This is a genomic window from Aestuariivirga litoralis (assembly GCF_003234965.1).
GTDB classification, from domain to species: domain Bacteria; phylum Pseudomonadota; class Alphaproteobacteria; order Rhizobiales; family Aestuariivirgaceae; genus Aestuariivirga; species Aestuariivirga litoralis.
This window is the reverse complement of sequence record NZ_QKVK01000002.1, coordinates 570,432-596,801: the sequence shown is the minus strand read 5'-3', so window position 1 is coordinate 596,801 and position 26,370 is coordinate 570,432. Positions and strand designations below refer to the sequence as shown.

The 26,370-nt window shown below is 63.2% G+C and carries 33 protein-coding genes; 25 read left to right on the top strand and 8 right to left on the bottom strand.

Annotated elements, in window-relative coordinates:
• Positions 1–83 precede the first annotated feature (83 nt).
• Complete coding sequence (locus DK847_RS06820) at positions 84–770, top strand: Crp/Fnr family transcriptional regulator (protein WP_161957179.1); 687 nt, start codon at positions 84–86, stop codon at positions 768–770.
• 45 nt (positions 771–815) lie between these two features.
• Here the strand turns inward: DK847_RS06820 and DK847_RS06815 are convergent, their stop codons facing one another.
• Positions 816–1,124, bottom strand: coding sequence for an integration host factor subunit beta (locus DK847_RS06815; RefSeq protein ID WP_111197095.1), 309 nt, complete (start codon positions 1,122–1,124; stop codon positions 816–818).
• Positions 1,125–1,173: 49 nt separating this feature from the next.
• Entirely contained in the window at positions 1,174–1,464 is a 291-nt protein-coding gene (locus tag DK847_RS06810) for a hypothetical protein (RefSeq protein ID WP_111197093.1), read from the bottom strand.
• Positions 1,465–2,039: 575 nt separating this feature from the next.
• Here DK847_RS06810 and DK847_RS06805 point away from each other — a divergent pair.
• A complete protein-coding gene (locus DK847_RS06805; RefSeq protein ID WP_111197091.1) occupies positions 2,040–3,320 on the top strand; it encodes a site-specific DNA-methyltransferase in 1,281 nt (426 codons plus the stop codon).
• Here DK847_RS06805 and DK847_RS06800 read toward each other — a convergent pair whose 3' ends face one another.
• Positions 3,321–3,497 carry a YdcH family protein gene (locus DK847_RS06800; protein ID WP_111197314.1) on the bottom strand — a complete coding sequence of 59 codons (177 nt, stop codon included), beginning with the start codon at positions 3,495–3,497 and terminating at the stop codon, positions 3,321–3,323. It lies immediately after the preceding gene.
• 93 nt (positions 3,498–3,590) lie between these two features.
• Between DK847_RS06800 and DK847_RS20775 the strand changes: the two genes are divergently transcribed.
• Entirely contained in the window at positions 3,591–3,860 is a 270-nt protein-coding gene (locus DK847_RS20775; RefSeq protein WP_146256064.1) for a DUF7220 family protein, read from the top strand.
• Between the two features lie 81 nt (positions 3,861–3,941).
• The gene (locus DK847_RS06790) at positions 3,942–4,736 is read left to right on the top strand and encodes an outer membrane protein (RefSeq protein ID WP_204508255.1); all 795 of its coding nucleotides are present in this window, start codon (positions 3,942–3,944) and stop codon (positions 4,734–4,736) included.
• A gap of 395 nt (positions 4,737–5,131) precedes the next feature.
• Here DK847_RS06790 and DK847_RS06785 read toward each other — a convergent pair whose 3' ends face one another.
• Both DK847_RS06785 and DK847_RS06780 read right to left on the bottom strand, forming a co-directional pair.
• A complete protein-coding gene (locus DK847_RS06785; protein WP_111197088.1) occupies positions 5,132–5,665 on the bottom strand; it encodes a DUF3489 domain-containing protein in 534 nt (177 codons plus the stop codon).
• 100 nt (positions 5,666–5,765) lie between these two features.
• Entirely contained in the window at positions 5,766–5,987 is a 222-nt protein-coding gene (locus tag DK847_RS06780) for a hypothetical protein (RefSeq protein ID WP_111197086.1), read from the bottom strand.
• Positions 5,988–6,263: 276 nt separating this feature from the next.
• Here DK847_RS06780 and DK847_RS06775 point away from each other — a divergent pair, with 276 nt between their 5' ends.
• A complete protein-coding gene (locus DK847_RS06775; RefSeq protein ID WP_111197084.1) occupies positions 6,264–6,818 on the top strand; it encodes an elements of external origin in 555 nt (184 codons plus the stop codon).
• Between the two features lie 56 nt (positions 6,819–6,874).
• The gene (locus DK847_RS06770; RefSeq protein ID WP_111197310.1) at positions 6,875–8,830 is read left to right on the top strand and encodes a phage terminase large subunit family protein; all 1,956 of its coding nucleotides are present in this window, start codon (positions 6,875–6,877) and stop codon (positions 8,828–8,830) included.
• A 9-nt stretch (positions 8,831–8,839) separates the two neighbouring features.
• On the opposite strand, the gene DK847_RS06765 is transcribed toward DK847_RS06770, so the two are convergent.
• Entirely contained in the window at positions 8,840–9,049 is a 210-nt protein-coding gene (locus DK847_RS06765) for a cold-shock protein (protein ID WP_111197082.1), read from the bottom strand.
• A 108-nt stretch (positions 9,050–9,157) separates the two neighbouring features.
• Entirely contained in the window at positions 9,158–9,391 is a 234-nt protein-coding gene (locus tag DK847_RS06760; protein WP_111197081.1) for a hypothetical protein, read from the bottom strand.
• 84 nt (positions 9,392–9,475) lie between these two features.
• On the opposite strand from DK847_RS06760, the gene DK847_RS06755 reads away from it, so the two are divergent.
• From DK847_RS06755 to DK847_RS06685, 15 genes are all read left to right on the top strand, one after another.
• The gene (locus DK847_RS06755; protein WP_111197079.1) at positions 9,476–9,679 is read left to right on the top strand and encodes a phage head-tail joining protein; all 204 of its coding nucleotides are present in this window, start codon (positions 9,476–9,478) and stop codon (positions 9,677–9,679) included.
• A 7-nt stretch (positions 9,680–9,686) separates the two neighbouring features.
• A complete protein-coding gene (locus tag DK847_RS06750) occupies positions 9,687–11,171 on the top strand; it encodes a phage portal protein (protein WP_111197077.1) in 1,485 nt (494 codons plus the stop codon).
• 15 nt (positions 11,172–11,186) lie between these two features.
• Positions 11,187–13,274 (top strand): prohead protease/major capsid protein fusion protein, encoded by a 2,088-nt coding sequence (locus tag DK847_RS06745; RefSeq protein WP_204508252.1) that lies wholly within the window; start codon positions 11,187–11,189, stop codon positions 13,272–13,274.
• A 72-nt stretch (positions 13,275–13,346) separates the two neighbouring features.
• On the top strand, positions 13,347–13,682 hold the full coding sequence (locus DK847_RS06740; RefSeq protein ID WP_111197076.1) for a DUF2190 family protein: 336 nt from the start codon (positions 13,347–13,349) through the stop codon (positions 13,680–13,682).
• A 27-nt stretch (positions 13,683–13,709) separates the two neighbouring features.
• Positions 13,710–14,069 (top strand): hypothetical protein, encoded by a 360-nt coding sequence (locus DK847_RS06735; RefSeq protein ID WP_111197074.1) that lies wholly within the window; start codon positions 13,710–13,712, stop codon positions 14,067–14,069.
• Positions 14,056–14,253: a hypothetical protein gene (locus tag DK847_RS06730; RefSeq protein WP_111197072.1), complete on the top strand. Its 198-nt coding sequence runs from the start codon at positions 14,056–14,058 to the stop codon at positions 14,251–14,253. Before DK847_RS06735 ends, DK847_RS06730 begins: the two co-directional genes overlap by 14 nt.
• A gap of 9 nt (positions 14,254–14,262) precedes the next feature.
• Positions 14,263–15,702, top strand: a complete 1,440-nt coding sequence (locus DK847_RS06725; protein ID WP_111197071.1) for a phage tail protein — start codon at positions 14,263–14,265, stop codon at positions 15,700–15,702.
• 39 nt (positions 15,703–15,741) lie between these two features.
• A complete protein-coding gene (locus DK847_RS06720) occupies positions 15,742–17,208 on the top strand; it encodes a hypothetical protein (protein ID WP_111197069.1) in 1,467 nt (488 codons plus the stop codon).
• Entirely contained in the window at positions 17,208–18,020 is an 813-nt protein-coding gene (locus DK847_RS06715) for a hypothetical protein (RefSeq protein ID WP_111197067.1), read from the top strand. Before DK847_RS06720 ends, DK847_RS06715 begins: the two co-directional genes overlap by 1 nt.
• Before the next feature lie 11 nt (positions 18,021–18,031).
• Entirely contained in the window at positions 18,032–18,307 is a 276-nt protein-coding gene (locus DK847_RS06710; RefSeq protein WP_111197065.1) for a hypothetical protein, read from the top strand.
• Complete coding sequence (locus DK847_RS06705) at positions 18,304–18,654, top strand: hypothetical protein (protein WP_146256063.1); 351 nt, start codon at positions 18,304–18,306, stop codon at positions 18,652–18,654. Before DK847_RS06710 ends, DK847_RS06705 begins: the two co-directional genes overlap by 4 nt.
• Entirely contained in the window at positions 18,651–19,094 is a 444-nt protein-coding gene (locus DK847_RS06700; protein WP_111197062.1) for a hypothetical protein, read from the top strand. Before DK847_RS06705 ends, DK847_RS06700 begins: the two co-directional genes overlap by 4 nt.
• Before the next feature lie 42 nt (positions 19,095–19,136).
• The gene (locus DK847_RS06695; RefSeq protein ID WP_111197060.1) at positions 19,137–19,637 is read left to right on the top strand and encodes a phage tail tube protein; all 501 of its coding nucleotides are present in this window, start codon (positions 19,137–19,139) and stop codon (positions 19,635–19,637) included.
• Positions 19,637–20,053 carry a phage pre-tape measure protein gene (locus DK847_RS06690; protein WP_111197059.1) on the top strand — a complete coding sequence of 139 codons (417 nt, stop codon included), beginning with the start codon at positions 19,637–19,639 and terminating at the stop codon, positions 20,051–20,053. Before DK847_RS06695 ends, DK847_RS06690 begins: the two co-directional genes overlap by 1 nt.
• 181 nt (positions 20,054–20,234) lie before the next feature.
• Complete coding sequence (locus DK847_RS06685; protein WP_111197057.1) at positions 20,235–20,867, top strand: DUF6441 family protein; 633 nt, start codon at positions 20,235–20,237, stop codon at positions 20,865–20,867.
• On the opposite strand, the gene DK847_RS06680 is transcribed toward DK847_RS06685, so the two are convergent.
• Entirely contained in the window at positions 20,843–21,067 is a 225-nt protein-coding gene (locus tag DK847_RS06680; RefSeq protein WP_111197055.1) for a hypothetical protein, read from the bottom strand. The two genes, DK847_RS06685 and DK847_RS06680, sit on opposite strands and share 25 nt — an antisense overlap.
• A gap of 72 nt (positions 21,068–21,139) precedes the next feature.
• Between DK847_RS06680 and DK847_RS20770 the strand changes: the two genes are divergently transcribed.
• The 4 genes from DK847_RS20770 to DK847_RS06660 are packed head-to-tail and all read left to right on the top strand — an operon-like array spanning position 21,140 to position 26,368.
• The gene (locus DK847_RS20770) at positions 21,140–23,899 is read left to right on the top strand and encodes a phage tail family protein (protein ID WP_111197053.1); all 2,760 of its coding nucleotides are present in this window, start codon (positions 21,140–21,142) and stop codon (positions 23,897–23,899) included.
• Positions 23,900–23,904: 5 nt separating this feature from the next.
• Complete coding sequence (locus DK847_RS06670; RefSeq protein ID WP_111197051.1) at positions 23,905–24,330, top strand: hypothetical protein; 426 nt, start codon at positions 23,905–23,907, stop codon at positions 24,328–24,330.
• On the top strand, positions 24,330–26,021 hold the full coding sequence (locus tag DK847_RS06665) for a hypothetical protein (RefSeq protein WP_111197049.1): 1,692 nt from the start codon (positions 24,330–24,332) through the stop codon (positions 26,019–26,021). The genes DK847_RS06670 and DK847_RS06665 overlap by 1 nt, the downstream gene beginning before the upstream one ends.
• Positions 26,018–26,368 (top strand): hypothetical protein, encoded by a 351-nt coding sequence (locus DK847_RS06660; RefSeq protein ID WP_111197047.1) that lies wholly within the window; start codon positions 26,018–26,020, stop codon positions 26,366–26,368. The genes DK847_RS06665 and DK847_RS06660 overlap by 4 nt, the downstream gene beginning before the upstream one ends.
• The last annotated feature ends 2 nt before the right edge of the window (positions 26,369–26,370 follow it).

The following is a 26,370-nucleotide window of genomic DNA, read 5'->3' as shown; positions in this document are numbered from 1 at the left end:
ACAATCTCCATCGACAAAGTCTCCTAAAGGAAACGACTAATCTATCGAGTACCTGCCCTCCGTGCATGCCGAGAGAGGGAGCCATGATCAGCAGAGAGGACGTCAACACGCTTGCCAAGTCCTCTGGCTGGCTATCGAAGCAACCATCCGAGTTTCAGGAGGCGCTACTGTCACGTTGCAATCTGCGTCGGCATGTTGCGGGGGAGATTATCTGCAACGTCGGTGACAGGTTTACCGGTATGTTCGGCCTGGTCACCGGCATCATGAAGATCGAATTCGCGACGCCCGGGCAGGACCTGAAGATTGCAAGCGTCAAACAATCGAACTTCTGGTTTGGGCAGGCCTCATCTCTGACGCGTGAGGCCCACTCCGTTACTGTCACCGTGACAAAGCCGTCCAGCATTCTTCATATTTCCCATGAGAGGTTTGAAGAGCTCATGGCTGACGCATCATATGCAAGGTGTTTCGCTCTGCTGACGGTGGAGCATTATTATGAAGCCGCTACAGCTCTTGCGCACCTTCTCTCGGATCGAACAGAGCATCGGATTGCCTCCCGCCTTGCTCTGCTTGCCGAGAAAGCCGGTGGTGTTACACCAATTGAACTGTGTGTGACACAGAACGATCTCGCAGAGATGTGCAACCTCAGTCGCTCAGTGGTTCTCCAAGTGCTGAAGAGACTGGAAGATCGAGGCATTATCCAGACGGCCTATCGACGGATCCAGATTTCGGATCCAGTTAGCCTTTTGGCATTCTGCTCGGAAACGGCATGAATAGCGTGCTTTCTGTCACGCACCGAGACATCTCTGAGCAGGACACTACTTTGCTGATGTGGTGGTATTAGGCGCTGGCGCATTGAGTCGCGCACGCATTTCCTTGCCCGGCTTGAATGCTGGCGCCCTCTTGGCCGAGACCTCTACGGCTGTACCGGTGCGTGGGTTGCGACCAGTGCGGGCGGTGCGCTCCTTGGCGGAGAATGCGCCGAAGCCGCGGAGTTCCACGCGGTCGCCTTCCTTGAGCGTACCGATAATTTCATCCAGGACAAGGTTGACGATGCGCTCGAGGTCACGTTGATAAAGGTGCGGGCTCTGGGTCGCCAGCTTCTGGACGAGTTCGGATTTGATCATAGGGGTGTCCTTGAAGGTGCGAGGACCTAGCCGGCTAATGTGACTGCCGTCAAGCGCGAGCCAAGGTCCAGGCTATGGGGCCACCAAGGACCTTTGGCGGTTCGGCCTTGATGTGCCTCGCGTTATCGGCGATCCACTTCCGGGCAAGCTCTGTCACAGTCTCGGATGCCTTCTCGTCCGCGCACACCGTAATGGTGAACCCGCCTGCCGGGGAAATCGCATAGCTTTCGAAGCCGGACACGCCTGACATCATCGTCTCGATCTGTGGCTTGTTGGCGGCAATGAACGCGAGAAGGTCGCGACCGCCTGTGCCGTAGTACAATCGAACGACTGCGTGCATGAGACCCCTCCGTCTTTTGGGAGAACGCTAGCTTGGGTAGGGCGATCCGCCAACGGGGAATTATTAGGCGTGTATACGAGAACGGTGAGCGTGCCCGCACTCAGTTGCTCCAAGAGTGCGGAGATCAAAGCGGTAGGCGAGAGAGTCTGGCAACCAACTTATCAAGAAAAGTGTCTGCTTACTTGAAAATAGTTGTTGACGTCGTCCCTGAGTGTGATAGAAGTTCCGATATTGAAGGCTCGATGAAGTGTCGGAGAGGGCAAATGCCTCGACCACCTGATTGCCGAGCCTGAATAAAAACACGGGTCCTTCCCAAAGGGAAAGAATAGCGGGGGCGCTCAGCGCAGGCTTTCGCTAGCGACAGGGTTCCAGTTTGGGGTCCCGGTTTCCAGTTTCCACCCCGACGATTATCGCATCATCTGAATAGCATCATTCGAAATAGCCCCGTGTTCCGGAGCTTTTCGCATTCAAAAGCATTCACTGCCGCCGGTGAATGTGCGTGGAAACCTGCGCGGTTCCAGTCCTCCTGGGTTCCACGCGGGTTTCCACTTCCCGGTTTCCACCACGAGGTTTCCATGATCCCCGAGAGCTACGGCATCGAACGCGTGGAGGTGTCCGCGCTGACGGCGTTCTCCGGGAACCCCCGCACGCATTCCGACACGCAGATCGATCAGATCGCGGCCAGCATCCGGGAGTTCGGATGGACCAACCCCATTCTCGTAGACGCCGAGGGCACGATCATTGCCGGCCATGGCCGTCTCGCCGCTGCCACACGCCTCGGTCTCACCGAGGTGCCGGTCATCCGGCTGGGCCATCTGTCGGACGCTCAGCGCAAGGCGCTCGTCATCGCCGACAATCAGTTGGCACTGAACGCGGGGTGGGATGAAGCAGCCCTTTCCGACCTGATCCGCGAGTTGGATACCGAGAAATTCGATCTGGATCTGCTGGGGTTCGTCTCTGAAGAACTAGATCGCTACCTGGCCAGCTTCGCCGAGGATAGCGCAGCAGTGGCTGAGGAAGGCGACCTTCCCGAGGTTCCGGTTGTCCCAACCTCCCGGCCGGGCGACCTGTGGGTCCTCGGTAATCATCGCCTGCTCTGCGGCGACGCGACCGTGGTGACGGACGTCGAGCGCCTGATGGACCGGCAGCTCGCAGACATGGCGGCGCTCGACCCTCCGTATAACGTCGACTACGCCAACGCCGCCAAGAACAAGTCCCTCGCCAAGGACCGCCGCATCCTGAACGACGCCCTGGGCGAGGGCTTCTACCAGTTCCTCTACGATACCTGCGTGAACCTGCTGATGGTCACCAAGGGCGCTTGCTACGTGTGCATGAGCTCCTCCGAGCTCCACACCCTCCAGAAGGCTTTCACTGATGCCGGCGGCAAGTGGTCGACCTTCATCATCTGGGCCAAGAACACCTTCACCCTGGGTCGGGCAGACTACCAACGCCAGTATGAGCCGATCCTCTATGGCTGGAAGCAGGGGGCCGACCACTTCTGGTGCGGCGCCCGCGACCAGGGCGACGTCTGGTTCGTGGACAAGCCGCGGGTCAACGACCTGCATCCCACCATGAAGCCGGTGGAACTGATCGAACGGGCGATCCGCAACAGCTCCAAGAGCCGGGATATCGTCCTGGACCTGTTCGGCGGCTCAGGCACCACCCTGATTGCAGCCGAGCGCACCGGTCGGTCTGCCCGCCTTCTTGAGCTCGACCCGAAGTACGTCGACGTCATTGTCGAGCGCTGGCAGAACCTGACGGGTCAGGCAGCCGTACTGGACGGCGAAGATCGGACCTACGACGACCTCAAGGCGGCGCGCGCGAAGCACGCGACCGGGGCCGTCTCGGGCGGATGACTACGACTTCAGCTTCGCTTCCAGCTCCGTGATCTCGTCCTTGATCTTCAGCTTCTGATGCTTGATCTCAGCCAGTTCTTGGTCGCTCGACGAAGCATGGGCAACGGCATCGGCAAGCTGGGTCTCAAGGGCCTTGTGCTTTGCCTTCAGTGCATCGAGGTGAGATTGGGTCGACATGGTCACTCCACTGCTGGTTCTGCGTGAGGCAGAATGCGTTGAAGAGTGAATCCGAACTGCAGCGCCGTCAAACGCATAGTGGTGGGAGAGGTCATGCAGTCACGCTGGATGTCCCTGGTTGAGGCGACGACCAATATTGTCGTCGGCTACTGTCTGGCCGTCCTGACGCAGGTAATTGTGTTCCCGCTGTTCGGTCTGAGCGTCTCGCTCGGCGAGAACCTCGGCATCGGTGCCGTCTTCACCGTCATTTCGCTCGTGCGGAGCTATATACTCCGCCGAATATTCAATCTCGGATCCCATCACCCGTCGGAGCCCCGAACAATCGTTGACAGTGCTCTCCCGGCTCAACACCATCTACCTTGATTGATTCAGGACTGGTTGTGACGCACATGCTCACTGAGGGTCTTGGGGAGGCGGCCGTTGGGAACGAGATGGGGCACGAATTTGATCACTAGGCTGGCGCTTTCGGCAGCGACGAGCCTGTTGCTCGCCAACGGCTCCTCGGCAGCTGATGTTTCGGACAGTCCCGGGATGTACGTGGGGGCATTTGGCGGTGTCGGCCTGCTGGACGAGACCAGCATGCGGCAGGTCGGTACGGTCATCACGCCGTTCATCGTTCCAGATATCAACGTCGATGCTCGGGGCTCCGCAGACAGCGTCGTGGCACCCATTGCGGGCTTACAGTTAGGTTACGAATTCAATCAATGGGATGTCTCTGCTTCCGGGTGGAGCGTCGGAATGGCTGCCGAGATCGAGGGGCTCTATCTTGGGGCCAAACCCAAGGGCGTTCTCGACATTGATCCGCAGGCGTTGGGCACGCAGTACGTGACCCTTCCCGTCAGTGTCGGCGCCGTGCTCGTAAACGCGGTGTTCAATCTCCGGACGCCATATTCGGAGGCCGTTACGCCCTATGCCGGCATCGGGGCTGGTTACGGTGCCGTCTTCATCAATGGTTCCAACTCCACCAATCCGTCGGAGCCGGGAATAAATCACTTCAACTCTGAGCCGGATGCATCCAGTGGAGGCCTGGCACTTCAGGCCAAGATTGGCATCAGGGCTGATGTCACCAGCAATTGGTCGGTGTTCACCGAATACCGGCATGTCTACATCGCATCCACGGATTACACATTCGGTCAGACCGATTATCCGGGTGAGCATCTTCCCACGACGAAGTGGAACGTCGACGTGGGTCAGCAGAACTACAATCTCTGGGTTTCCGGTCTGACCTATCACTTCTGACGCCCGAACTTTGCGCTCAGGCGTATCTACAACGCTGTCGGCGTTAGGTCCGCAGGTACTTGACCAGTGCAGCGATTGCCAGAACGAGGAACACCAGGATGAGCAGGCCGAACAGGCCCATACCCCATCCCATACCCATGCCATCGAACCCTTGCATCATGGCCAGTCCCTCCTGTGCTGAGTGGGATACGTGGAACCAACCATACTCCCAGAATCCGCGATATCCAACGCGCTACACAGGGCTGCCATGCATTGGCGCAACGCGACTCCAAGTGTCGCTTTCCGATCAATCCAATTCACACCCATCGCCTAGAGAGACGCCCACGTACCTCCCTACTTGAGAGCCGCCGGATATCCACCCAACGGCTCTTTTTTCTTTCGTCCGCGAAGGGCGTTCAGGCGATTTTGTACACGCGGCCCCGGGATTCATCTTTCTGGGAGGTGATCGTCAGGCCCAGCTTCTTCTTCAGGGCGCCCGCCATGGCGCCACGAATTGTATGTTGTTGCCACGCCGTCACTTCGGCGATCTCGGCAAGCGTGGCGCCCTTGGGGCGGCGCAGCAGGTCGATCATCTGCTGCTGCTTCGTGCCTTCGCGGGGTTTGCGCTCCTTGGTGGCAGCGGGCTTGGTAGCCGCGGCCTTCTCAGGGGCATGCTCCTTGGGCTCGTCTGGCTCGACCCCGATGGCCGCAAGACCGGCGTCGGTGATGACGAGCGTGACCAGACGGCCGTCGTCGGTCTCGCGCCAGACCGGGTCGTTGAGCTTGCGGTTGGTCCTGACCTCTTTGAGGAGGCCCTTGGCGACCAGTGCGGCCACCACCTTGTGGGCCGCTCCGCCTTTCAGGCTTTTGGGGAGGGGGAGGGCAAAGCGGTCGGTCCGCTGCGAGGCTGCACTGAGAATGATGCTCTGGGTATCGGAAAGCTTTGTCATGGTCTTGCTCCTTGGCTCTGTGGAGCGGCGGGGATCGCCGGTTCCTACGAGCCCAAGCCCCACATCTGATACGGGGCGAAGGAGCGGGCGGGGCTTGGCCCTATTCGGCGTGCTCGCCTTCGCGGAAGGCCGAGTCGGTCACGCGCTTCAGAAGGCTGGCGTAGAATTCCAGGTTACCGACGTGACCCCAATGCAGTGTTTCGGGATCGGTATTGAAGTGATCTCCGCTCAGCGTCGCCAATCGCGCTAGCATGGTGTCGATCTCTGCCTTCTTGGCGATGAAGGCGGAAACCGCTTCACTGTTGTCCTTGTGCTTCCGCATCGTGTTGGGGCTCCGTGTCGCTCTGTTGATTGGACATTTGCTCTGTGTGGCCCGCCTATCCAGTCGATTGTGAGCAATGTGATTGCTATTCACGGTAGAGCTTGAGCCGCCAGCGCGTACCGGGTCGGAAGGCTGTTGTGCATGCGTTGGCCGGGTGTTCCCCCTCTGGGCCAATCTTGTCTTTGCGATCTGACACTTCCCTAGGGTGATTGAGTTTTCCCCTTCCATCTTCGTCCACGTCGGTAATTCGCTTGCATTCCCGGGATTTGTGAGAACATGGGCCTTTCCATCCGCGCCTATGCCGCCCATCGGGGTGTGAGCCACACCAGCGTGCGGAAGGCGATCGCGTCGGGCCGACTGACAACGGAACCTGACGGGACGATTGACCCCGACAAGGCTGATCGCGCCTGGGTACGGAATGCCGACCCATCGAAGGCGCGGAGCAGCACAACGCTGAAGCCCGTGCCCGAAGCGGCAGTCGGCGCCGTGCGGGATACACTTTCAGAGGCAGGCTCACCACTCGTCGGTGGCATGAGCTACCTCCATGCCAAGACGGCGGAGAAGGTGCTGACGGTGCAGTTGCTGCGCGAGAAGCTTCGCCGCGAGAAGGGGGAGGTGGTCGAGCGCGACTACGCCATCGAGCAGGGGTTCTCCTTCGCAAGGCGGATCCGGGACCAGTGGCTCGGCTGGCCGGCGCGCGTCTCGGCGCTGATGGCAGCGGATCTGGGTGTCGATACCCACAAGCTCGAGGCGTTGCTCACCGAGCATGTGCGCGAGCAGCTTCAGGCCTCCGCGTCCGATGAGCTCCGGCTGCATGAGCGGACGGGGTGAGTGCACATTTTCAAGATTGGAGGCTCCAATCTTGAACTTTGAGAATGCGGGCGGCGATGGCCAATGATTATGCCGGCAATGCCGCCTTCCTGCGGAGCCTTGCCGACGGCCTGACGCCCGATCCACTGATGACGGTCGCCGAATGGGCCGACAGCTATCGCATGCTGTCGGGGAGGGCGGCGGCAGAAGCCGGCAGGTACCGCACCTCGCGCACCCCCTACATGCGCGAAATCATGGAGAACCTCTCCCCGTCGAGCCCCATCGAGCGGGTGGTGTTCATGAAGGCGGCGCAGACCGGAGCCACCGAGGCCGGCAACAACTTCATCGGCTTCGTCATCCACCAGGCGCCAGGCCCCATCCTGGCGGTCCAGCCGACGGTGGAGCTGGCGAAGCGCAATTCGCAGCAGCGTATCGACCCGCTGATCGAGGATAGCGAGGCGCTCCGGAAGATCGTGGCGCCTGCTCGCTCACGAGATTCAGGAAATACTGTTCTTGCGAAGCGCTTTCCCGGGGGACAACTGGTCCTTACAGGTGCCAACAGTGCCACGGGGCTCCGCTCGATGCCGGCACGCTACGTGTTCCTCGACGAGGTCGACGCCTATCCGGGGGACGTGGACGGGGAGGGCGACCCGATTGCCCTGGCCGAAGCCCGCACCGCCACCTTCGGGCATCGCAAGAAGCTGTTTCTGGTCTCGACACCAACGATCAAGGGGCTGTCGCGCATCGAGCGGGAGTATGAGGCCTCCGACCAGCGGCGGTATTTCGTGCCCTGTCCGCATTGCGGGGAGATGCAGTGGCTCCAGTTCGAGCGGCTGCGCTGGGAGAAAGGGAAACCGGAGACCGCGCACTACATCTGCGAGGCCTGTGACGCCCAAATCCTAGAGGCTGCCAAGACCGAGATGATGTCGAAGGGCGAATGGCGCCCCATGGCGGACGGAAATGACCCTCGTACCCGCGGATATCACCTCTCGGCGCTCTATTCGCCGGTCGGATGGACCAGTTGGTCCGGCATCGCGCGGAGTTGGGAGGACGCCCAGCACAATGAGGCGGCTCTGAAGACGGCGAAGAACGTGTTGCTGGGTGAGACCTGGATGGAATCGGGCGAAGCCCCGGACTGGCAACGCCTTTACGACCGAAGGGAACGTTGGACGCCGGGAACTGTGCCGGAGAAGGCGCTCTTCCTGACGGCCGGCGCCGATGTTCAGAAGGATCGCATCGAAATCGACGTCTGGGCTTGGGGGCGGGGGCTCGAAAGCTGGCTCATCGACCACATTGTCATCGAAGGAGGGCCCGATCGGCCGGCCGCATGGTCGGAACTGACCGCTTTGTGTGCCAAGACCTGGCGGCATGCGTCCGGAACTTCGATGCAGATTGTGCGATTGGGGATCGATACCGGCTATGAAGCGCCCGCTGTCTATGCCTGGGCGCGGGGACAGGGCTTCGAGCAGGTGGCGCCCGTCAAGGGTGTCGATGGCTTCAACCGCCTGAGCCCGGTCTCAGGCCCCACCTACGTGGACATGACAGCGGGCGGCAGACGTATCCGGCGCGGTGTCAGGCTATGGACCGTCGCTGTCTCGACCTTCAAGTCGGAGACCTATCGCTTCCTCAGGCTCGAGCGGCCGACGGATGAGGAATTGGGCACAGGCACCGCGCATCCACCCGGCACGATTCATCTTCCGGCCTGGGCCGAAAGCGAATGGTGCAAACAGTTCGTTGCCGAGCAGCTGGTGACTGTGAAGACCAAGCGTGGCTTCCAGCGGCTAGAGTGGCAGAAGCTCCGCGAGCGAAACGAGGCCCTCGATTGCCGGAGTTATGCGAGAGCCGCCGCGTGGATTGCCGGCATTGATCGCTGGGGCGAGGACCGCTGGGAGGCACTGGAGACGGAACTGAAGGATGGCGCGGGTTCAAGGCTTAGGTCAGAACGCGCCGTGCCACAGAAACAAAACACGCGCCCCGTATCCGGAGCGCGTGATGGCAACTGGATCAACCGCAGGCGCGGCTGGATCAAGTAGACGCCTGGGTCAGAGCGGGCGCAGCTGATCGGCCGAGACCTTGCCGGAGCGGCGGTCGGTCTGCAGCTCGAAGGACACGGCCTGGTTCTCCTGGAGGGACCGGAGGCCGGCGCGCTCCACGGCGCTGATGTGCACGAAGACGTCCTTGGTGCCATCATCCGGCTGAATGAAGCCGTAACCCTTGGCGTCGTTGAACCACTTAACCTTGCCTGTAGCCAAAACAGAATCTCTCTTCTTGTCTGAGTGTCGTCATTGCTGCCCGAAGCAGCCACCGGAACAAAGCAGGTAAGCTGCCTCTGAGTCAAACATTGCCGCGGCTGCGGGAGCTCATGCCGACCGGCGGATGTCTGCCGGAACCCTGACGGGAATGGACAAATCAACCTTGCCGCCGATGTCCAGGATCGCCTGGATCAGCAGGCGCGCAAGGTGAGTTTCGGGAAAGACCGCGAATTTCCGGGCCAGCACGGCGACGATCAGGCCCACGGTCACCCGATTGTCGGGGTCCTGCCCCATGGCGGCACGTACAAGGGTCCCAACGGCGGTGTTGATATCGATGTCCATAAGCACATCCCATGTCTTGCAGATGCCGACACTGGGCAGTGCGGCTGCGCCCCGCCTTGATGTGGATCATACTGGAGCTACCGCATGAGCTGGACCGCCGCCGAACTGGCTGCACTGCGCAAGGCCTATGCGAGCGGCACCTTGCGGGTCTCGTTCGAGGGGCGGAGCGTCGAGTATGGTTCGGCCGTCGATCTGCTGAGCCGTATTCGAACCATCGAAGCCGAAATGCAAACTCAGTCTGGCCGGAAGCCGCCGCGCCGCAGCCTTGCGTCCTTTGCCCGGGGATAATGTTCAGATGAACTGGCTGGATCGGGTCATCGGCGCCGTTGCACCGGCCGCCGGGCTTCGCCGTGTCCGCCAGCGGCAGGCGCTTCGCCTGATGCAGCGGGCCTACGAGGGGGCAAAGGCCGGGCGGCGCACGGATGGCTGGGTGACCGCCGGAACCGGCGCCAATGCAGAAGTCGGGCCAGCGAGTTCCCGGCTTCGGGAGCGCGCCCGCGATCTGGTGCGCAACAATCCATATGCTACCAAGGCGGTGAACGCCCTGGTGAGCAACCTGGTCGGCACCGGCATCGTGCCGCGGGCCCGCAGCCGCAAGCTCGCTGCCGCGAAGCAGGCCGATCAGCTGTGGGTGCAGTTCGCTGCAGCCTGCGATGCAGACGGGTTGACCGACTTCGGCGGCCTGCAGGCGCTCATCGTGCGAAGCCTTGTCGAGAGCGGGGAGGTCATCGTCAGGTTCCGGGATCGAAGGGTTGAGGACGGCTTGCCCGTACCCTTCCAGCTTCAGGTGCTTGAGCCCGACCATCTCGACAGTGGCAAGACCGAAGATCTCGCCGATGGCGGATACATTGTTCAGGGCATCGAATTCGACGCCTTTGGGCGCAGACGGGCCTACTGGCTGTTTCCGGTTCACCCGGGGGAGAGCAGGGGCAGATCAGTTTCATCGCGGCCGGTTCCTGCGCGACAGGTGCTGCATCTGTTCGAGCGATTGCGTCCGGGGCAGGTGCGGGGCGTGCCGTGGTTCGCACCCGTCATCCTCAAGCTCCGCGATCTCGACGACTACGATGACGCAGAGCTGATGCGTAAGAAGATAGAAGCCTGCTTTGCCGCCTTCGTGACCGGCGCGCAGGATGAGGAGACGCTGGGCAAGCCATCGACAGGCATCGCGGGTGACCGGATCGAGAGCTTCGAGCCTGGTATGATCGAGTATCTGGAGCCCGGCAAGGATGTGAAGTTCGCCGCACCTTCGGCCAATGGCGACTATGCCGACTATATGCGCATGCAACTGCATGCCGTCGCCGCCGGGGTGGGGCTGACCTATGAGCTCCTCACCGGCGACCTGAGCCAGGTGAACTATTCTTCCATCCGCGCCGGGCTCATCGAATTCCGCCGCCGCATGGAGGCGCTGCAGTGGCAGCTGATCGTTCCGGGCCTCTGCCAGCCAGTGTGGGCGAGGTTCATCGAATTGGCACAGGCTGCCGGGAAACTGCCTGAGGGCGAGATCACCTCGGAGTGGACAGCACCGAGGTTTGAAGCCGTCGATCCGCTGAAGGACATCCAGGCCGACATTCTGGCGGTCCGTGCGGGTGTGATGACGCTGAAGGAGGCCATCGCGCGACAGGGCTACGACCCGGCGCAGGTGCTGGCGGAAATTGCCGCCACCAATGCCGAGCTCGATGCCGCCGGCATCACACTGGACACCGATCCGCGGCGCTCGACCAAGACCGGTCAGGAGAAGTCCGCCACGTCCGATCCGTCTCAGGATCCCAACACCCTATAATCACGAGGAGGGTTCATGACCCACCAGGAACCGCCGCAGCTCATGCCGGCGGCAGCGGACAGTTGCGAGCTGCCGCTCCAGACCCGCATGGATGTGCGGCTGATGCCGGACACCGTCATTGCCGAGACACGCACCATCGAGGTGGTGTGGTCGACAGGCGCTGCGGTCCGCCGCCGCGATCCGTGGTCTGGCAGGCTCTACGAGGAGATCCTCTCGCTTGACCCCGCTCATGTCGACCTTTCCCGCCTCAATGGCGGGGCCCCGCTGCTCAACGCCCATGACGCCTTCGACCTCGAGGATGTGGTCGGGGTCGTGGAGCGGGCGTGGATCGCGCGCGAGAACGGCAGCTACGTGGGACGCGCCACGGTGCGCTTCAGCGACCGGGCTGATGTCGAGCCGATCTGGCAGGACGTCCGGAACGGCATCATCCGCAATGTCTCGGTCGGCTACGCCGTCCGCGCCTACGAGATCCGGGAGGAGGAAGGCACCATCCCCACGTGGACCGCCGTCGACTGGCAGCCCCTCGAACTCTCGGCCGTTCCCATCGGCGCCGATGGCGCCGCAGGCTTTCGCTCCCATCAATCCCCGACCCTTTGCCGCCTGCTGCGCCAGGCAAATCCCGAAAATTCCAGTGAGAAGGAATCTCCCATGACCGAAGTGACCCCGGCCGCGGCCGAGACTGAGCGTACTGAACCTCAGGCTGATGCGCCTGCTGCGGCCCCTGAGGCTCCCGTGCCGCCGCCGTCCCCGCAGGAAGTGCGGGCCGCTGCTCCGGAGGCCATTACCCGCGCCGTTCCGCAGGAGCCTGCCTTCAAGCCGGAGCAGATCCTCGCCCAGGAACGTGCGCGCATCGCCGGCATCTACGAGGCTGCCCGCAAGCTCCACGTCGATCAGGCCGTGGCCGATGATCTCGTAAAGCGCGGTACAAGCCTTGCCGAAGCCCGTGGTTTCCTCATCGATGCCGCGGCAGCGAAGGACGCAGCCATCGAAACCCGGCCGCATGTGCGTGCCGGCGATCTCGATGCGACTGAAACCCGCCGTTCCGCCGTCGAAGCTGCCCTTCTCCATCGCTTCGAGCCGGGCAAGTTCCGCCTGACCGATGCGGCGCGCGAATGGCGGGGCCTCAGCCTCATCGAAATGGCCCGCGGCTTCCTCGAGGCCGAAGGTATCCGGGTGAAAGGGTTGGGCCGCGACGAGATCGCCACCCGCGCGCTCCACACCGGCTCCGACTTCCCGCAGATCCTCGCGGGGGTCACCAACAGGACACTCCGCGATGCCTATGAGGCGGCACCCCGCACCTATCAGGCGATTGCCCGTCGTACGACGGTCGCCGACTTCAAGTCGGTGCAGCGTCTGCAGCTCGGTGAGGCCCCGCAGCTCGAGAAGGTCAATGAGGCCGGCGAGTTCAAGCGCGGCAGCATCGGCGAGGCCAAGGAAACCTACCGCGTCGAGACCTACGGCAAGGTGGTGGGGATCACCCGCCAAGTTCTGATCAACGACGACCTCGACGCGTTCACCCGCGTGCCCTCGCTGTTCGGCACGGCCGCTGCCACGCTCGAGTCGGACGTCGTCTGGAGCATCTTCACCGCCAACCTTGCCATGGCTGACGGCAAGTCGCTGTTCCATGCCGGTCACAGCAACCTCGCCGGCACTGGCACAGCGCTCGATGTCGCGAACCTCGCCAAGGCGCGTACCGCCATGTCGAAGCAGACCGGCCTCGACGGCAAGACGGTGCTCAACATCCGTCCGACCTTCCTTGTGGTACCCACTTCGCTGGAACTCGCGGCCGAACAGCTGCTGGCCCAGAACATCGTGCCGACGCGAGTGGGCGATGTGGTGCCCGCCACCATTCGCAGCCTGTCGGTCGTCTCGGAGCCGCGGCTCGATCCGGCCTCGGGAGCGGTGCCGTGGTACCTCGTGGCGAGCCCCACGGCGATCGACACCATCGAGTACGCCTTCCTCGAGGGCCAGGATGGCGTCTTCATCGAGACCCGCATGGGCTTCGACGTTGATGGCGTGGAGATCAAGGCCCGCCTCGACTTCGGCGCCAAGGCCATCGACTGGCGCGGCCTCTACAAGAATCCGGGCGTGGCGCTGAGCTGACGCCCAACCTGACGATCAATCCATCCTGAGGGCGGCCATTGTGCCGCCCGCTCTTTTGAGAGGGACATCTCCATGAAGAATTTCGTTCAGCACGGCCTGACCGTGACCCTTGTCGCTCCCGCCGCCGTCACTTCCGGTTCCGGCGTGCTGGTCGGCGCCATCTTCGGCATCGCGATGCATGATGCGGCCTCCGGTGACCCGGTCGAAACCGCGACTTCGGGCGTCTACGATCTCAACAAGATCGGCTCGCAGGCCTGGGCGCCGGGCGACAAGGTCTACTGGGACAATACCAACAAGCGCGTGACCAAGATCGCCACCGACAACACGCTGATCGGCGTGTCGCTGTCTGTGGTTGGCAGTGGCACGGACGAGACGACTGGCCGCGTGCGACTCAACGGCAGCTTCTGACGCAAGCAGGGACTGTGAGGTCGAGCGATGCAGGCAAGCTATGACCTCACAGGCCTGCGTCGCGGCAACAGTTTCCGGCGAACTTTTCGGTTCAAGGATGCCGCCGGTGACCTCGTCGACCTCACGGGGTCTGTTCTTGTGTTCGTGGCCGAGGCGGGAACAGCGCGGATCCGCAAGTCCACTGAAGACGGTTCTCTCGCGATGCCGGACCCTGTTGCCGGCGAGATCGTGCTGAACCTGACCCCCGCCGAGACACGGATGCTTCCGGTGGGGCGCCTGCGCGCCCGCTACGAGATCGAGCGGCGCATCGAGGGGGAGGAAACCACCCTTGTCTCTGGCTGCATCACGGTGATGGACGGGATCAACGATGACAATGGAGATCATTGAGGTCGTCGTTCCTGCATCCCCGCAGATCATCGAAGTCACGGTCCCGGATGCCATCGACATGATCGAGGTGGCGAGCCCCGGTCTCCAGGGTCCCAAAGGCCAGACCGGGCAGCCGGGGGCACAGGGTCCCATGGGTCCCGCTGTCGACACCTCCATGATCGCCCTTGATGGCGGCAATTTCTGAGGAGAGTTCATGTCCAACATCATCCGCATCAAGCGGCGCGTTTCCGGTGCGGCCGGAGCGCCGACCGGCCTCAAGTCGGCCGAACTTGCCTACAACATGGCCGACAATGCGATCTACGCCGGCTACGGGGACGATGGGTCGGGCAATGCCACGGCGGTAAAGCCGGTCGGGGGCGAGGGCACCTTCGCAAAGCTCGACAGTCCGGCGCTCACGGGCACGCCCACGGCTCCCACACCCACTGGAACCGACAATTCGACGAAGCTGGCAACGACCGCCTTCATCAAGGGGCTTGGCTACCTCACCGATAACAACACGATCACCATCTCAGGCGATGCGTCGGGGTCCGGCACCACGGCGATCGCCCTGACGCTGGCCTCGGTGGGCACGGCCGGCACCTATACGAAGGTGACGACCGACGCCAAGGGGAGGGTTACTTCCGGAACGACCCTTTCGGCCACCGACATCCCGACGCTTACCGCTTCAAAGATCTCCGACTTCGACACCCAGGTCCGGACCTCGCGTCTGGACCAGATGGCGGCACCCACCGCCACGGTGTCCCTGAACTCCCAGAAGATCAGCAACCTCGCCGATCCGGCAGGCGCCCAGGATGCCGCCACCAAGGCCTATGTCGATGCGACGCGGCAGGGGCTCGACGTGAAGGATTCGGTCCGCGCCGCCACCACGGCCAGCATTACGCTGAGCGCCACCCAGACCGTGGACGGTGTAGCACTCGTTGCCGGGGACCGCGTACTGGTCAAGGACCAGTCGACCGCTTCCGCCAATGGCATCTACGTCGTGGCGGCCGGGGCCTGGACGAGGGCGACCGACGCCGACAGCTCCGCCAAGGTCACGGCCGGCATGTTCACCTTCGTTGAGGAAGGGACGGCCAATGCCGACACCGGCTGGGTGCTGACCACCAATGCACCGGTCACGCTCGGCACCACCTCGCTCGCCTTCACCCAGTTCTCAGGCGCCGGCCAGGTCACGGCGGGCGCGGGCCTCACCAAGACCGGTTCGACCCTCGACATCGGGGCCGGCACAGGCATCCAGGTCAACGCCGATGACATCGCGCTTGGGCCCTCCAACGTCCTGTCGCTATTCAATCTCGCCACCAGCGGTATCATTGCCCGTACGGCGGCCAACACGGTCACGGCCCGAACCATCACCGGGACCGCCAACCGTATCGCCATCACCAATGGCGACGGCGTCTCCGGCAATCCGACCCTCGATATCGCCTCCAGCTACGTCGGCCAGAACACCATCACCACGCTGGGGACGATCACCACCGGTACCTGGAATGGCTCGACACTGGCGGTGGGCTACGGCGGCACGGGTGTCACGTCCCTGACCGGACTTGTGAAGGGCAATGGTGCGGCTGCCTTCTCGGCCGCAGTCGACGGTACCGATTACCTCTCCCCCAACGCCACCATCGATGGCGGCACGTTCTAGCGAATGACCCCGGCTACATAGCCGCCTCTGGGGAGCCACATGGCAAACACGGTACGCATGAAGCGGTCAGCGGTCGCCAGCAAGGTGCCGACCACGGCAGACCTCGCCCTGGGCGAGATCGCCATCAATACATTCGACGGCAAGCTCTACATCAAGAAGGACAACGGGACCGCCTCGATCATCGAAGTCGGAACCGGTGTCACCGATGGCGACAAGGGCGATATCACCGTCTCGGGTGCGACCTGGACCATCGACAACGGGGCCGTGAACCTTGCCACCAAGGTCTCGGGCACCCTGCCACTTGCCAATGGCGGTACGGGCCAGACCTCGGCGATTGCGGCCATCTCCAGCCTCGATGGCTGGACGATCCATGGCTCCGGCACCACCATCACGCTCACCGCGGCAAGCACACGTAACCATCTGCTGACGGGCTCCGGCTACCAGCCAACCTTCCTGCTGCCCGATACCGCCACGATCCCCTTGGGCGCCACCTATACATTCATCGCGGCCCAAGGGTGGAACCAGTACATCAATACCTCCACCAATTCAGCCATCACCGCCAGCGGGTCGGGGATCGTGCTGCGGGTCACCTGCGTTTCGAACGTGAGCAATGCCGCCTCCGCCTGGCAGGCAAGCTTTGCGGGTGCGACCAGTTTCTCCGGTGCGGGTGCCGCGGTCCTGAACGCCAGCCCGCAGCTGAGCTATCCTTTGCTCAGAAGCCCCTTCTTCGACACCAATACTGCTGTTACCGCGGGCGCTTCCACGCAAGGTTCCGTGAACCTTTCGGCCCTTCAGGACTTTCACACCATTACGACCACGGCGCTGAACCCGTCCGGTGTCACGTTGCCGAGCCCCGGGGCGGGCCGCATGGTCATGGTGACAAACCGGGGCACCAACCCTGTCAACGTCTATCCGGCGACCGGCCATGCGATCGACGTCCTGGCGAATGACACGCCCATCAGTCTGCCGGTCGGTGATACACTGGTGCTCTACGGGGCGACGGCGACCAGGTGGGCCTCGAACATCGCCAATATCGGCACGATGTTCCAGGCCTGGGACGGGGACCTGGATGCGATAGCAGCACTTTCCGGAACATCAGGACTTCTGAAGAAGACTGCCGCCAACAGCTGGACGCTGGATACATCGACCTATCTCACCTCGCTGGGCATTGGATCCCTCACCCAGGCCTGGAGTGCGGATCTTGACGCGATCGAGGCGCTCGCCGGAACCTCGGGGCTTCTGAGGAAGACGGCCACCAATACCTGGGCACTCGATACCAGCGCCTACGTAACCTCCGCCGTTACCTCGATCAGCTTCGGCACGACCGGCCTTACTCCGGCAAGCGCCACGGGTGGCGCCGTCACGGTCGCCGGAACGCTCGCACTCGCCAATGGCGGCACTGGTTCGACCACCAAAGGGGGCGCACGCACCAATCTGGGCATTGCGGTCGGCACCACTGCGCCGGCAAGCCCTGCCGTCGGGGACCTCTGGGTGGACACCAACTGATGGCGATCGAGTTCGTTGGCTACATCACCGGGGCAGACCCCGTCTCGGGCTCCGCCTACGCCCTCTATACCGGCAGCCTGACCGGTGGCATCGGAACAGCTGCCCAGATCGGTGACCTTCTGGTCATCGCCTCGGGTTGGGCCTCGACCGCAAACGCTGACCCGGGGGTGGCTTCTCCGGGGTTCACGGAAGTGGCGGACCTCTATGCCAACGGCACGAATGACGCCAACATGTCGGTCGCCTGGATGCTCACCACGGGGTCCGTGCCGAGCTTCATCAGCATCAACAGTTCCGGCAGTTCGGCAAACGGCAGTTGCGGCCTGATGATGGTGTTCCGCGGCGTCGACCCAAGTGCACCACTCGATGCCACCGTGACGACCGCTACCGGTACCGGCAGCAGCACCGGCAATCCCCCGGCGATCACACCCGTGACCACGGGTGCGGCCATAGTCGCTGTATCACTGATGGCGGCAACCAATGCCGGGACATTCTCGGCGGCGGCGGGATATACGGCGGGCGGCACGCTGAGCAGCCAGGGCGGCACCCGCGGATCGGGTGTTGGCGGTTGCTACAAGCTCAATGTGGCAGGGGGCATTGCCCAGGACCCCGGGACCATGACTGCCTCGGCGGGCGGCAGCGGTGCATCCTGGTGTGCTGCAACGCTGGCGCTGCGACCGGCACTTGGCCGCATCAAACATTACACTGGCAGCAATTGGGCAGCGAAGCCCGTCAAGCACTGGAACGGGACAGCCTGGGTGCAGAAGCCCCTCAAGGTCTGGAACGGCACCAGCTGGGTCAGGACCAACTACTGAGGATCATTGCCATGGCCACCTTCACCATTGAGTTCGCTGTTGCTGACGAACACATGGACCGCATCCGCCATGCGCTGCGTAAGCAGTTCGGTCCCGTCGTGGAAGCCGTCACCGACCCTGAGACGGGCGAAGAGACCATGGTCGCCAGGGAGATGACCGGAGCCGAGCTTCTCGCACGGGTGCGGCAGTTCTCGATCGATAACATCAAGGCGATCGTCATGGCGGTGGAAGCGGAAGAGGCCGCGCAGGTAGCACGGGACGCCGTGACGGCCGTGGTGGTCGAATGACGATGGACTACATTGCGATCCTCTATGACCCACTCTATGCCAGTTTCGGCACTGATGCCGTTATCCGCTACCTCTATTCCGACGCCTTCGACATTCGCGCCATCGACTGCACGTCGGGGATCGAGGTAACCGAGGGCTCCGGCATCGATGTGAAGACCATCCGGCCGGCCGCTGTCGTCCGCATGCCGGAACTCAGAGAGCGGGGGCTCTCCCGGGATGATCTCGAGGATGCCGCGCTCGAGCTCAACGGCAAGATCTGGAGGGTCAATGCAACCATGCCGAAGCCCGCACCCACCGGCGAGGCCGATGGCGAGCTTTATCTGATCCTGATCGAGGACGAGGCATGACCGACCGCCGCGAGTTGATACTGATGCGGCTCCTCGAGATTGCCCGGGGCATCGAAGGCGTCACGTCGGCCTTCCGCAACAGGGACGAGATCAGCGAGAAGCAGCGCCCGGCCATCGTGATCCTCGATGCGGACGAGGCGGCCGACGATGCAGATCCCGTGTCCCGGTCATCAAGGGCACCCCGCCGCGTGGCGATGACCCCGGAGATCTACATCCTGCTGGGTGCGAAGCCCGAAGATCTCGGAAACGCCATCAATATCCTGCGTGCTCGCTTCGTGAAGGCGGTTCTTACCGACGCCCAGCTCGGCAGTATCGTTGGTACGAACGGTGACGTCCGCTACGAGGGCTGTGCCACCGCTCTCGCCCGCGGCCGCAGCATGGAAGGCGAGATGGGCGTGTCCTTCTCCTTCGCCTACGTGCTCCGGCCGGAAGAGCTCTGAACCTTCTCTCGAACCTGAACGCTTCAAAAATGGAGGGTCGTCATGGCCTCGATTGACAATTACACCGTGGGCAAGGGCCTCGTGTCCTTCAAGAAGACGGGTGCCACGTCCTTTGCAGACATGGGGAACTGCACCGAATTCGAGTTCACGCCCGAGATCGAGAAGCTCGATCACTTCTCGTCCCGCACAGGTGTTCGCTTCAAGGACAAGTCGGTGGTGATCCAGAAGAGCGGCACCCTGAGGCTCGTTTTGGACGAATGGACCGTCGACAACCTCAAGATGGCAGTTCTCGGCAGCTCTGCCGTCGTGTCGGGGGCCGACGTCATCCAGATCTTCGACCAGAGCAGCGTCTCGGGTGCCATCAAGTTCACCGGCACCAATGACATCGGGCCCAAGTACGAATGGCTGTTCCATGCGGTAGATTTCATACCGTCGTCGTCCATCAGCCTGATCTCGGACGAGTGGGGGACGCTGGAACTGACCGGAGAGTGTGCGGCGGTTTCCGGCTCCTTCGGCACCATTACCGACCTGGAGACCGTCTAATGGTCGGACTGGTCGACATTGCGCCCATTACCTCGTCCGTCTCTATTCGCGGGCAGGACATCACCATCACAGGTGTTTCGGCCCGTGGGATCGCCTCCCTCCTGGCGCGGTTTCCGGAGCTGCGGGCTCTGATGACTGGTCGCGAGGTCGCTCTGGAGGAGCTTCTGAAGCTCGGTGGTGACGTGATTGCCGCCATCATCGCAGCGGGGACGGGAGCTCCGGGTGACGCCCAGGCCGAAAAGGCGGCCGACAACCTGACCCTCGAGGAGCAAGCCGACCTGCTGGCTGCCATCGTCGAACTCACTATGCCGCGGGGTCTTGGCCCTTTGGTGGAAAGGCTCTCCCGGTTGGGCCTCCTCGCCGGGGGCGCTTCCGCGACGCTGGCTACGACCTCGCTGCCGGCATCGAAGAACTGATCGCGGCCGGGCACGCGCCGACTTCCGTGTGGAGCTACACGCCGCGGCGGATTGCCGGCTTCCTGAAGCTCGTACACCGGCGTTTGGGGAGGGAGGCTGCCCAGGCACTCTCCATTTCGGCTCTCGCGGCCCGGGGTGACGCCAAGGAAATCCGCCGCCAGCACAAGGAGCTCACCCGCGAATGACTGCACGGTTTCGCTACCGCTATGAGCAGGGAAGCTTCGAAGCGGCCTTCCGCGCCCGCTATGCCCCGATGGCGGAAGCTGCCCAGCGAGCCATTGCTGCAGCGGGCGCCATCGTGAAGGCGGAGGGACGGGCCGACATCGCTGCAGCCGGCCTGGGGGCGGGCTTCGTCAAGGCGCTGCGGGTGGATATCTATCCGCAAGGGCGCAACAGCCTCAACGCGACGGCGCATATCTATCACAAGATCCCCTATGCCGGGGTATTCGAGGAAGGCGTCACTATCCGCGGCCGGCCTCGCCTGTGGCTCGCACTTCCCTCAACGCCGCAGCGCTATGGCCGGAAACCCATGACGCCGGAACTGTTCCGGAAAAGCATTGGCCCACTTTCCTTTGTGAAGCGCCCCGGCAAGCGACCGCTGCTCGTGGCCAAGGCGAAGAAGGGGAAGAACATGACGAAGATCAGCCTCGCCCGCTTCCGCTCAGGTGGGCGAGGAGAGGGTCCGTTCGTGTCCGTGCCGGTCTTCGTCGGAGTGGACAGCGTGTCGATCCGCAAGAAGCTGAACATCAGTGCGATCGTGCGCAGCGCGAGCGACCGGTTGCCTCAGCTTTATGCGTCGTTCATCTCGGTGTGAAACTGAAACTCCAGTTCCGCGCAGGAGTCGAGATCAGCCTCGATCTCCCGCAGCGAGACGCCTGAGAGTTCCGGTGTCCTGAACCCCCACGCGACCAGCGCCCAGGTGCCGGCGGGCTCGCGGACAACATCCATGCCGTAGGCTGCCGCCTTCTTTGCCAAACGTGCCACGATCCTGTCCTCGAAGTTGATCACGTTCACCCCTGGTACTCCTCACAAACGATTCGCCGCGCCGTTCAGCAAAGCCGGTCCCCCTAAAGAAGAGGTGAACGTATGGCCCGCGGACGCAATGTCATCAACCAGTCGATTGCGCTGGAAGGCGGCGACGAGATCGTCGCCATGCTCAGGAAGATGGGCGATGAGGGCGAGGCGGCAGCGAGGAAGCTCGAGGCCGCCTTCAGGAATGTCAGCGTCGGCAAATCCTTCGGTTCGGCGTTTGCCAATCTCAAGGCCCAGTTCGCCGGCCTCCAGGCTGCAGGCTCCAAGGTGGCCGATAGTTTCGGCCGGGTCGGCAAGAGCCTCGGCAACATCTCGGGCGCCTTCCATTCCTCGGCTGCGCGCATAGGCATCTTCACGGCGACACTCAGCGGAGCGGCCTACGGTGCCGGTGTCTTTCTCAAGGGCAGCCTCGACAGCCTCGGCCAGCTGAACGATCTCTCGGAATCGCTCGGCATTGCTTCGGAGGACCTGCAGGCCTTCCAGTATGCCGGTGTGCAGGCGGGGGTCGGCGCCGGGGACTTCGTCAAGGCCATCGCCTCCTTGAGCGATACGCTGAACGAACTGAACACGACCGGCGCCTATAACGGCATGGTGAAGCTCGGAAACAGCTTCACAGTCGCCGAGCAGAACGGCGTCAAGATCTACCGCGGCATCATGTCGGGAAGTGACAGCGCCGGAAAGGCCACCGACAAGCTCTCCGACAAGGCGAAGGCCCTGAGCACGGTGCTGGCCAAGGCCGGTGTCCCACCCGGCACCAAGCTCATTCCGGCGGATGTGCTGAAGACCATCGCCACGGCCTTCGCCGGCATGAAGGACGGGGCGGAGAAGACGCAGCTGGCGATTGATCTCCTCGGCCCCAAGCTCGGGCCGAAGCTGATCCCGTTCCTGAACCAGGGCGGCAAGGCGATCGAGAACTACAAGGGGATCCTCAAGTCTTTCAACGCGCTCGTTACCAATGAAGGGGTGAAGGCGGCCGATGCCGCAGGCGATGAGCTGGCCGTCATCGGCTTCCTCTTCGGCCAGTACCGCAACGTCTTCACCTCGCTGATCGCGCCGGGCATCACCAAGGCCTCCGACGCGATCCTCGGCGCCATTGCAGACAACTCGGCCGCTATCAACGCCTTCATCACCGGCGCGGCGGCGAAGTTCGTGTCCATCGTCCAGGACCTCATCACCATGGCGACCGGTGGGCCAGATGCCGCCGTTCATAACCAGTGGATCGTCGATCTCCGTGACGGGCTTGTCAGCGCGGGTGCGGCGGCCAAAGACCTTTTCGACAATGTGCTGGTCCCGGCGTTCCAGACAATCCGCCAGTACGCCCAGCCGGTGGCCGAGCAGATCAACCGGATCTTCGGCACTAACCTCTCGGGCGACCAGTTGCTGATCGTGGCGGCCGTCACGCAGCTCGCGGGCGGGTTCAGGCTGCTGTTCTCGGTGCTGGGGTTGGGCGTCAACTCGCTGCGGCTCGTGTTCGACGTGTTGGCGCTCATCGCGCCGCTGGGGAAGGTGATCGCTGGTTTCTGGCCGGTGCTGGCCACGGGTGTGCGGGCACTTCTCTCCGTTTTGCCGCAGCTTGCGATGTTTCTCAGCCCCGGCGGGCTCATCGCCGTGGGCGTGGTGGCGCTAGGCGCACTGCTTTATGCCTTCTGGGACGACATCGTCGCCGGCGCCAAGGCAGCCTTTGCCTTCCTCGAAACGGCCTTCTCCGCTGCCTGGGATGGCATCAAGGCGGTGACAGCCTCAGCCATCGAGGGCGTGAAGACCATGTTCACCGACACCTGGGCCGGGTTGATCACGGCCGCAACCACCGCCTTCGATGGGCTGAAGCTCGCCTACAGTGACCTCTGGACCGGGCTCACCACCATCGCGGCGGACGCCCGGCTGGGCCTCATCACGGTGGCGAGCGATACCTGGTCCGGCATCACCAGCTCGGTGGCGCTCGCGCGTGAAGGTCTTCTTATGGCCGCCTCGCAGACCTGGGGTGCGATCACCGAAGCCGCCTCGGGGGTCGCCATGGCCTTGGCCCCCATCTGGCAAGGCATCGTCGATACCGCCTATTCCGCCTTCTCCGGCGTGGCCAACCTCGTCGTCTCGGCCTGGTCTGGAGCGAGCCAGACGGTCGCGCAGAGTGCCGCCGCCATTCGGGATGCCATTGCCACGGCAACAGACATTGCCGGCGACGTCGCAGGCGCCGAGGCCCTTGCTGCGGCCCTGGTCCAGCCCTTCGTCAACGCGCAAGCCCGGATCAGGGAAATCGCCGGGAGCTTTCAATCCATCGTCCAGGTCGGCTTCTCGGCTGTGGGCAATGCCGTCGCCGCCGCAGGAGCCGCCATCCAGCGCCAGATCGCTGCCATCATCGCGGCCCTGCAGCGCGCCGTTGCTGAGGCGGCCCGTCTCCGGGCCCAGGCGAGCAGCAGCAGTGGATCCAAATATGCCTCCGGCGGCTATGTGCGGGGAGCGGGGAGTGCAACCAGTGACTCCATTCCGGCCTGGCTGTCGAACGGCGAGTTCATCATCCGGGCCGCTGCGGTGCGGAAGTACGGCGTCGACTTCCTGCGCGCCATCAACGGCCTCAGCGCCGGGCCTGTCGTTAGGGATGGCTTCCCCGGCTTCACGCTGGGCGGTCCCGTCAGCGTGGCGCCACCTTCTGTCATGGCGCCTGGTGCTGCCACAGGACGGCCCGTGGTGCTGAGCCTTGGTGAGCAGTCCTTCCAGATGGTCGCCGACAATGACGTGGCCGAAAAGCTGATCCGCTACTCAGCCAAGCGCCGGGTCAACAGCGCCGGTCGCAAGCCCTCCTGGTACGGAGCCTGAGCCCCGTGTCGGATGTCCTGACGCTGTCTGGGATCGGCGTGCCACCCTATTCGGCGCGTGGGGCCAGCCAGTCGCTGGAGCCGATCTCTGCGTCCCAGCAGCTGCGCCGCATCATCAATGGAGAGCTCATCGACATCTCGCGCGCGGAGTTCCGCAAGTACCGCTCGACCGTCTCCTGCGCGGACCAGCAGCCGCCCGCCGTCGATGGCGTCTGGCCCGGTCAGGTGCTCACCGTCGGTTGCATCTCGGAGCTTTCCTATCGAACGTCTGGCGGTGCGCCGGCGCGTCCCGTGGTGGCAGGCTCATCCCGCACCGAGGGCTCCTTCACCTTCTACCGGCCGAGCCTCACCATGCGGGTCGTGTCGTTCAGCCAGGACACCAACGAGTATGGGGCGGAAGTCTCCTGGTCACTCCAGCTGGAGGAGGTCTGATGGCTTTCCATTTTGCCTGGGTCGACGCCGGCCAGACGAGCTTTTCCTCTGCCTTCGCCCGTGAGGACGAGCAGGTCCTGTCCTTTGAGCTTGCCCAGGAGGAGGGCGACTTTGCCTCCCTCAGGCTCGAGGTGCGTAATCCCCGCGTCGGGCTGCTCAGCATCAACCGCAAGCGCTGGGGTTGGCTTTCCGTCTCGGAGGGAACATCCCTGACACCGCTGTTCTTCGGACGTCTGATCGGCCTGCCCGAGGAGATGAACGAGGACGTCGTGACGCTGTCCTTCATCGCAAAGCCGCTGAACTATCAGGCAGCGAAGGCCGCGGTCGCCGACACGATGCGGCAGCCCGAACATTTTGATCCTCTGTTCATCGAGCAGGAGCGGCGACTTGAACCGGACACCGTGCTCGAGGCCCGTCCCATGGTCTGGCACATCGACCGGGTGACCCATGCCGTGACCGCCAGCCATGTGCTGACGGGCGAGGATGGCACACTGGCCTTTGGCGACGACGCCTATGCCGACAGCGTGCGCTGCGGCTATTCCGGCGCCCCGCAGCGGAAGGTGGTAATCGAGGCGCAGGTGCGCTGGACGCAATATGGTTATGGCACCGTTCCCCTCAGCTTCGCCGGGATCCGCACCTATACCGGTGACGGGCTTCTCTCAGCCTGGCCGAAGAAGGGGCAGCGCATTGGCGGTGGCTGGACGGTGGCGGACGCCTTCGCCAGGGACGCCTGGTCGAAGCTCAACACCGAGACGATCAACGACCGCGACGGGGTCACCAAGTACATCCTCTACAAGTGGACCATCAGTGGCAATCTCGATGCCACCTACGAGGCTGAGCGCAGCTACACCGAAGTGGCGACCTTCACGCTTCAATCAGGTCTGCAGGAGATCGTCACCGAGTCCGGGGACGAGGAGCAGATTGCCCTCTCCGTGTCGGGCGATGCCGACGAGCCGGTGGATGCCGGGGACACGATGCCGATCGGCGACCTCCGGCGGCGCGCCTACTTCACCACGGAGCGTGGGCACTTGAGTGTCGCCTACCTCGCCAACATTGCCGCTGCCCGGCTGCTGGCTTCGGCCCGCTGCGTAGAGATCTCCTTCGAAGTGCCGTTTTCCCATGCCGCCGCGCTGAGCCTGCGGAAGAGCGGCTCCTTGGTCGACCCGCGGCTGCCTGGAGGCGGCGCAACCGGCAAGATCAAGTCCTACGCCATCTTCGCCGATGGCTCCTCGGGGGAAACCGGCTGCCGGGTGACGCTTGGCTGCGCGCCGGGCTACGGCGGTTCGCTGGTGCTTGACCCTGGAACGCCTGCCTATGTCACGGACTATGTCGACGGTTACCAGGTCTATGTGGGTGCGACGCAGGTGCTGGTGACGGACGGGGCAGGGGACGCAGCGCTTACCATCGCCAATTTCGACGGCATCGTTCCCAATGACGACGGACTCGACCTCTTCAACATGACGCCCGCGACGACCATCCTCTCGACCACCATCACCAATCCGGCCTCTGTCCAGAAGCCCTATGTCTATGGGAACTCGCAGGACACCAACGCCGCCCTGACGAAGTACCCGACGAAGATCGCTGTCCGCTACCGCCCGGTGAAGGGCGGACCCTTCCGTACTGACTACCAGATCGACTGCTCGGCCCTCATCGTGCCGAAGACCATCGACCTTGAGGCCCCCTCCGCATGAGCATCGAAATCGTCGTCAGGCCCGCAAGTGCCGTTACCGTCCTCAGGAACCAGGCCGTACAGCCTGTCACGGCGTCCGAAGACAACGAGGCGGTCATCGAGTGGGGAAACGGACCCCTGGGGCTCGCCGAACGCACCAGCGTCTATGACAGTTATGACGGTGGGGGCGGCGGCGGAAGCGGCCCCTCCAATATGCACATCCTCGACGAGACGATGCGGCGAACCCATGTCATTCGGGTCTACAACCCTGACAACCAGAGCATCTGGGTCGATGTCGAGGTGATTGACAGCCTCGAGATGGTGGGGATGAGCGGCATCTACACCTGGAACTTCTCGAATCCGGCCTGACC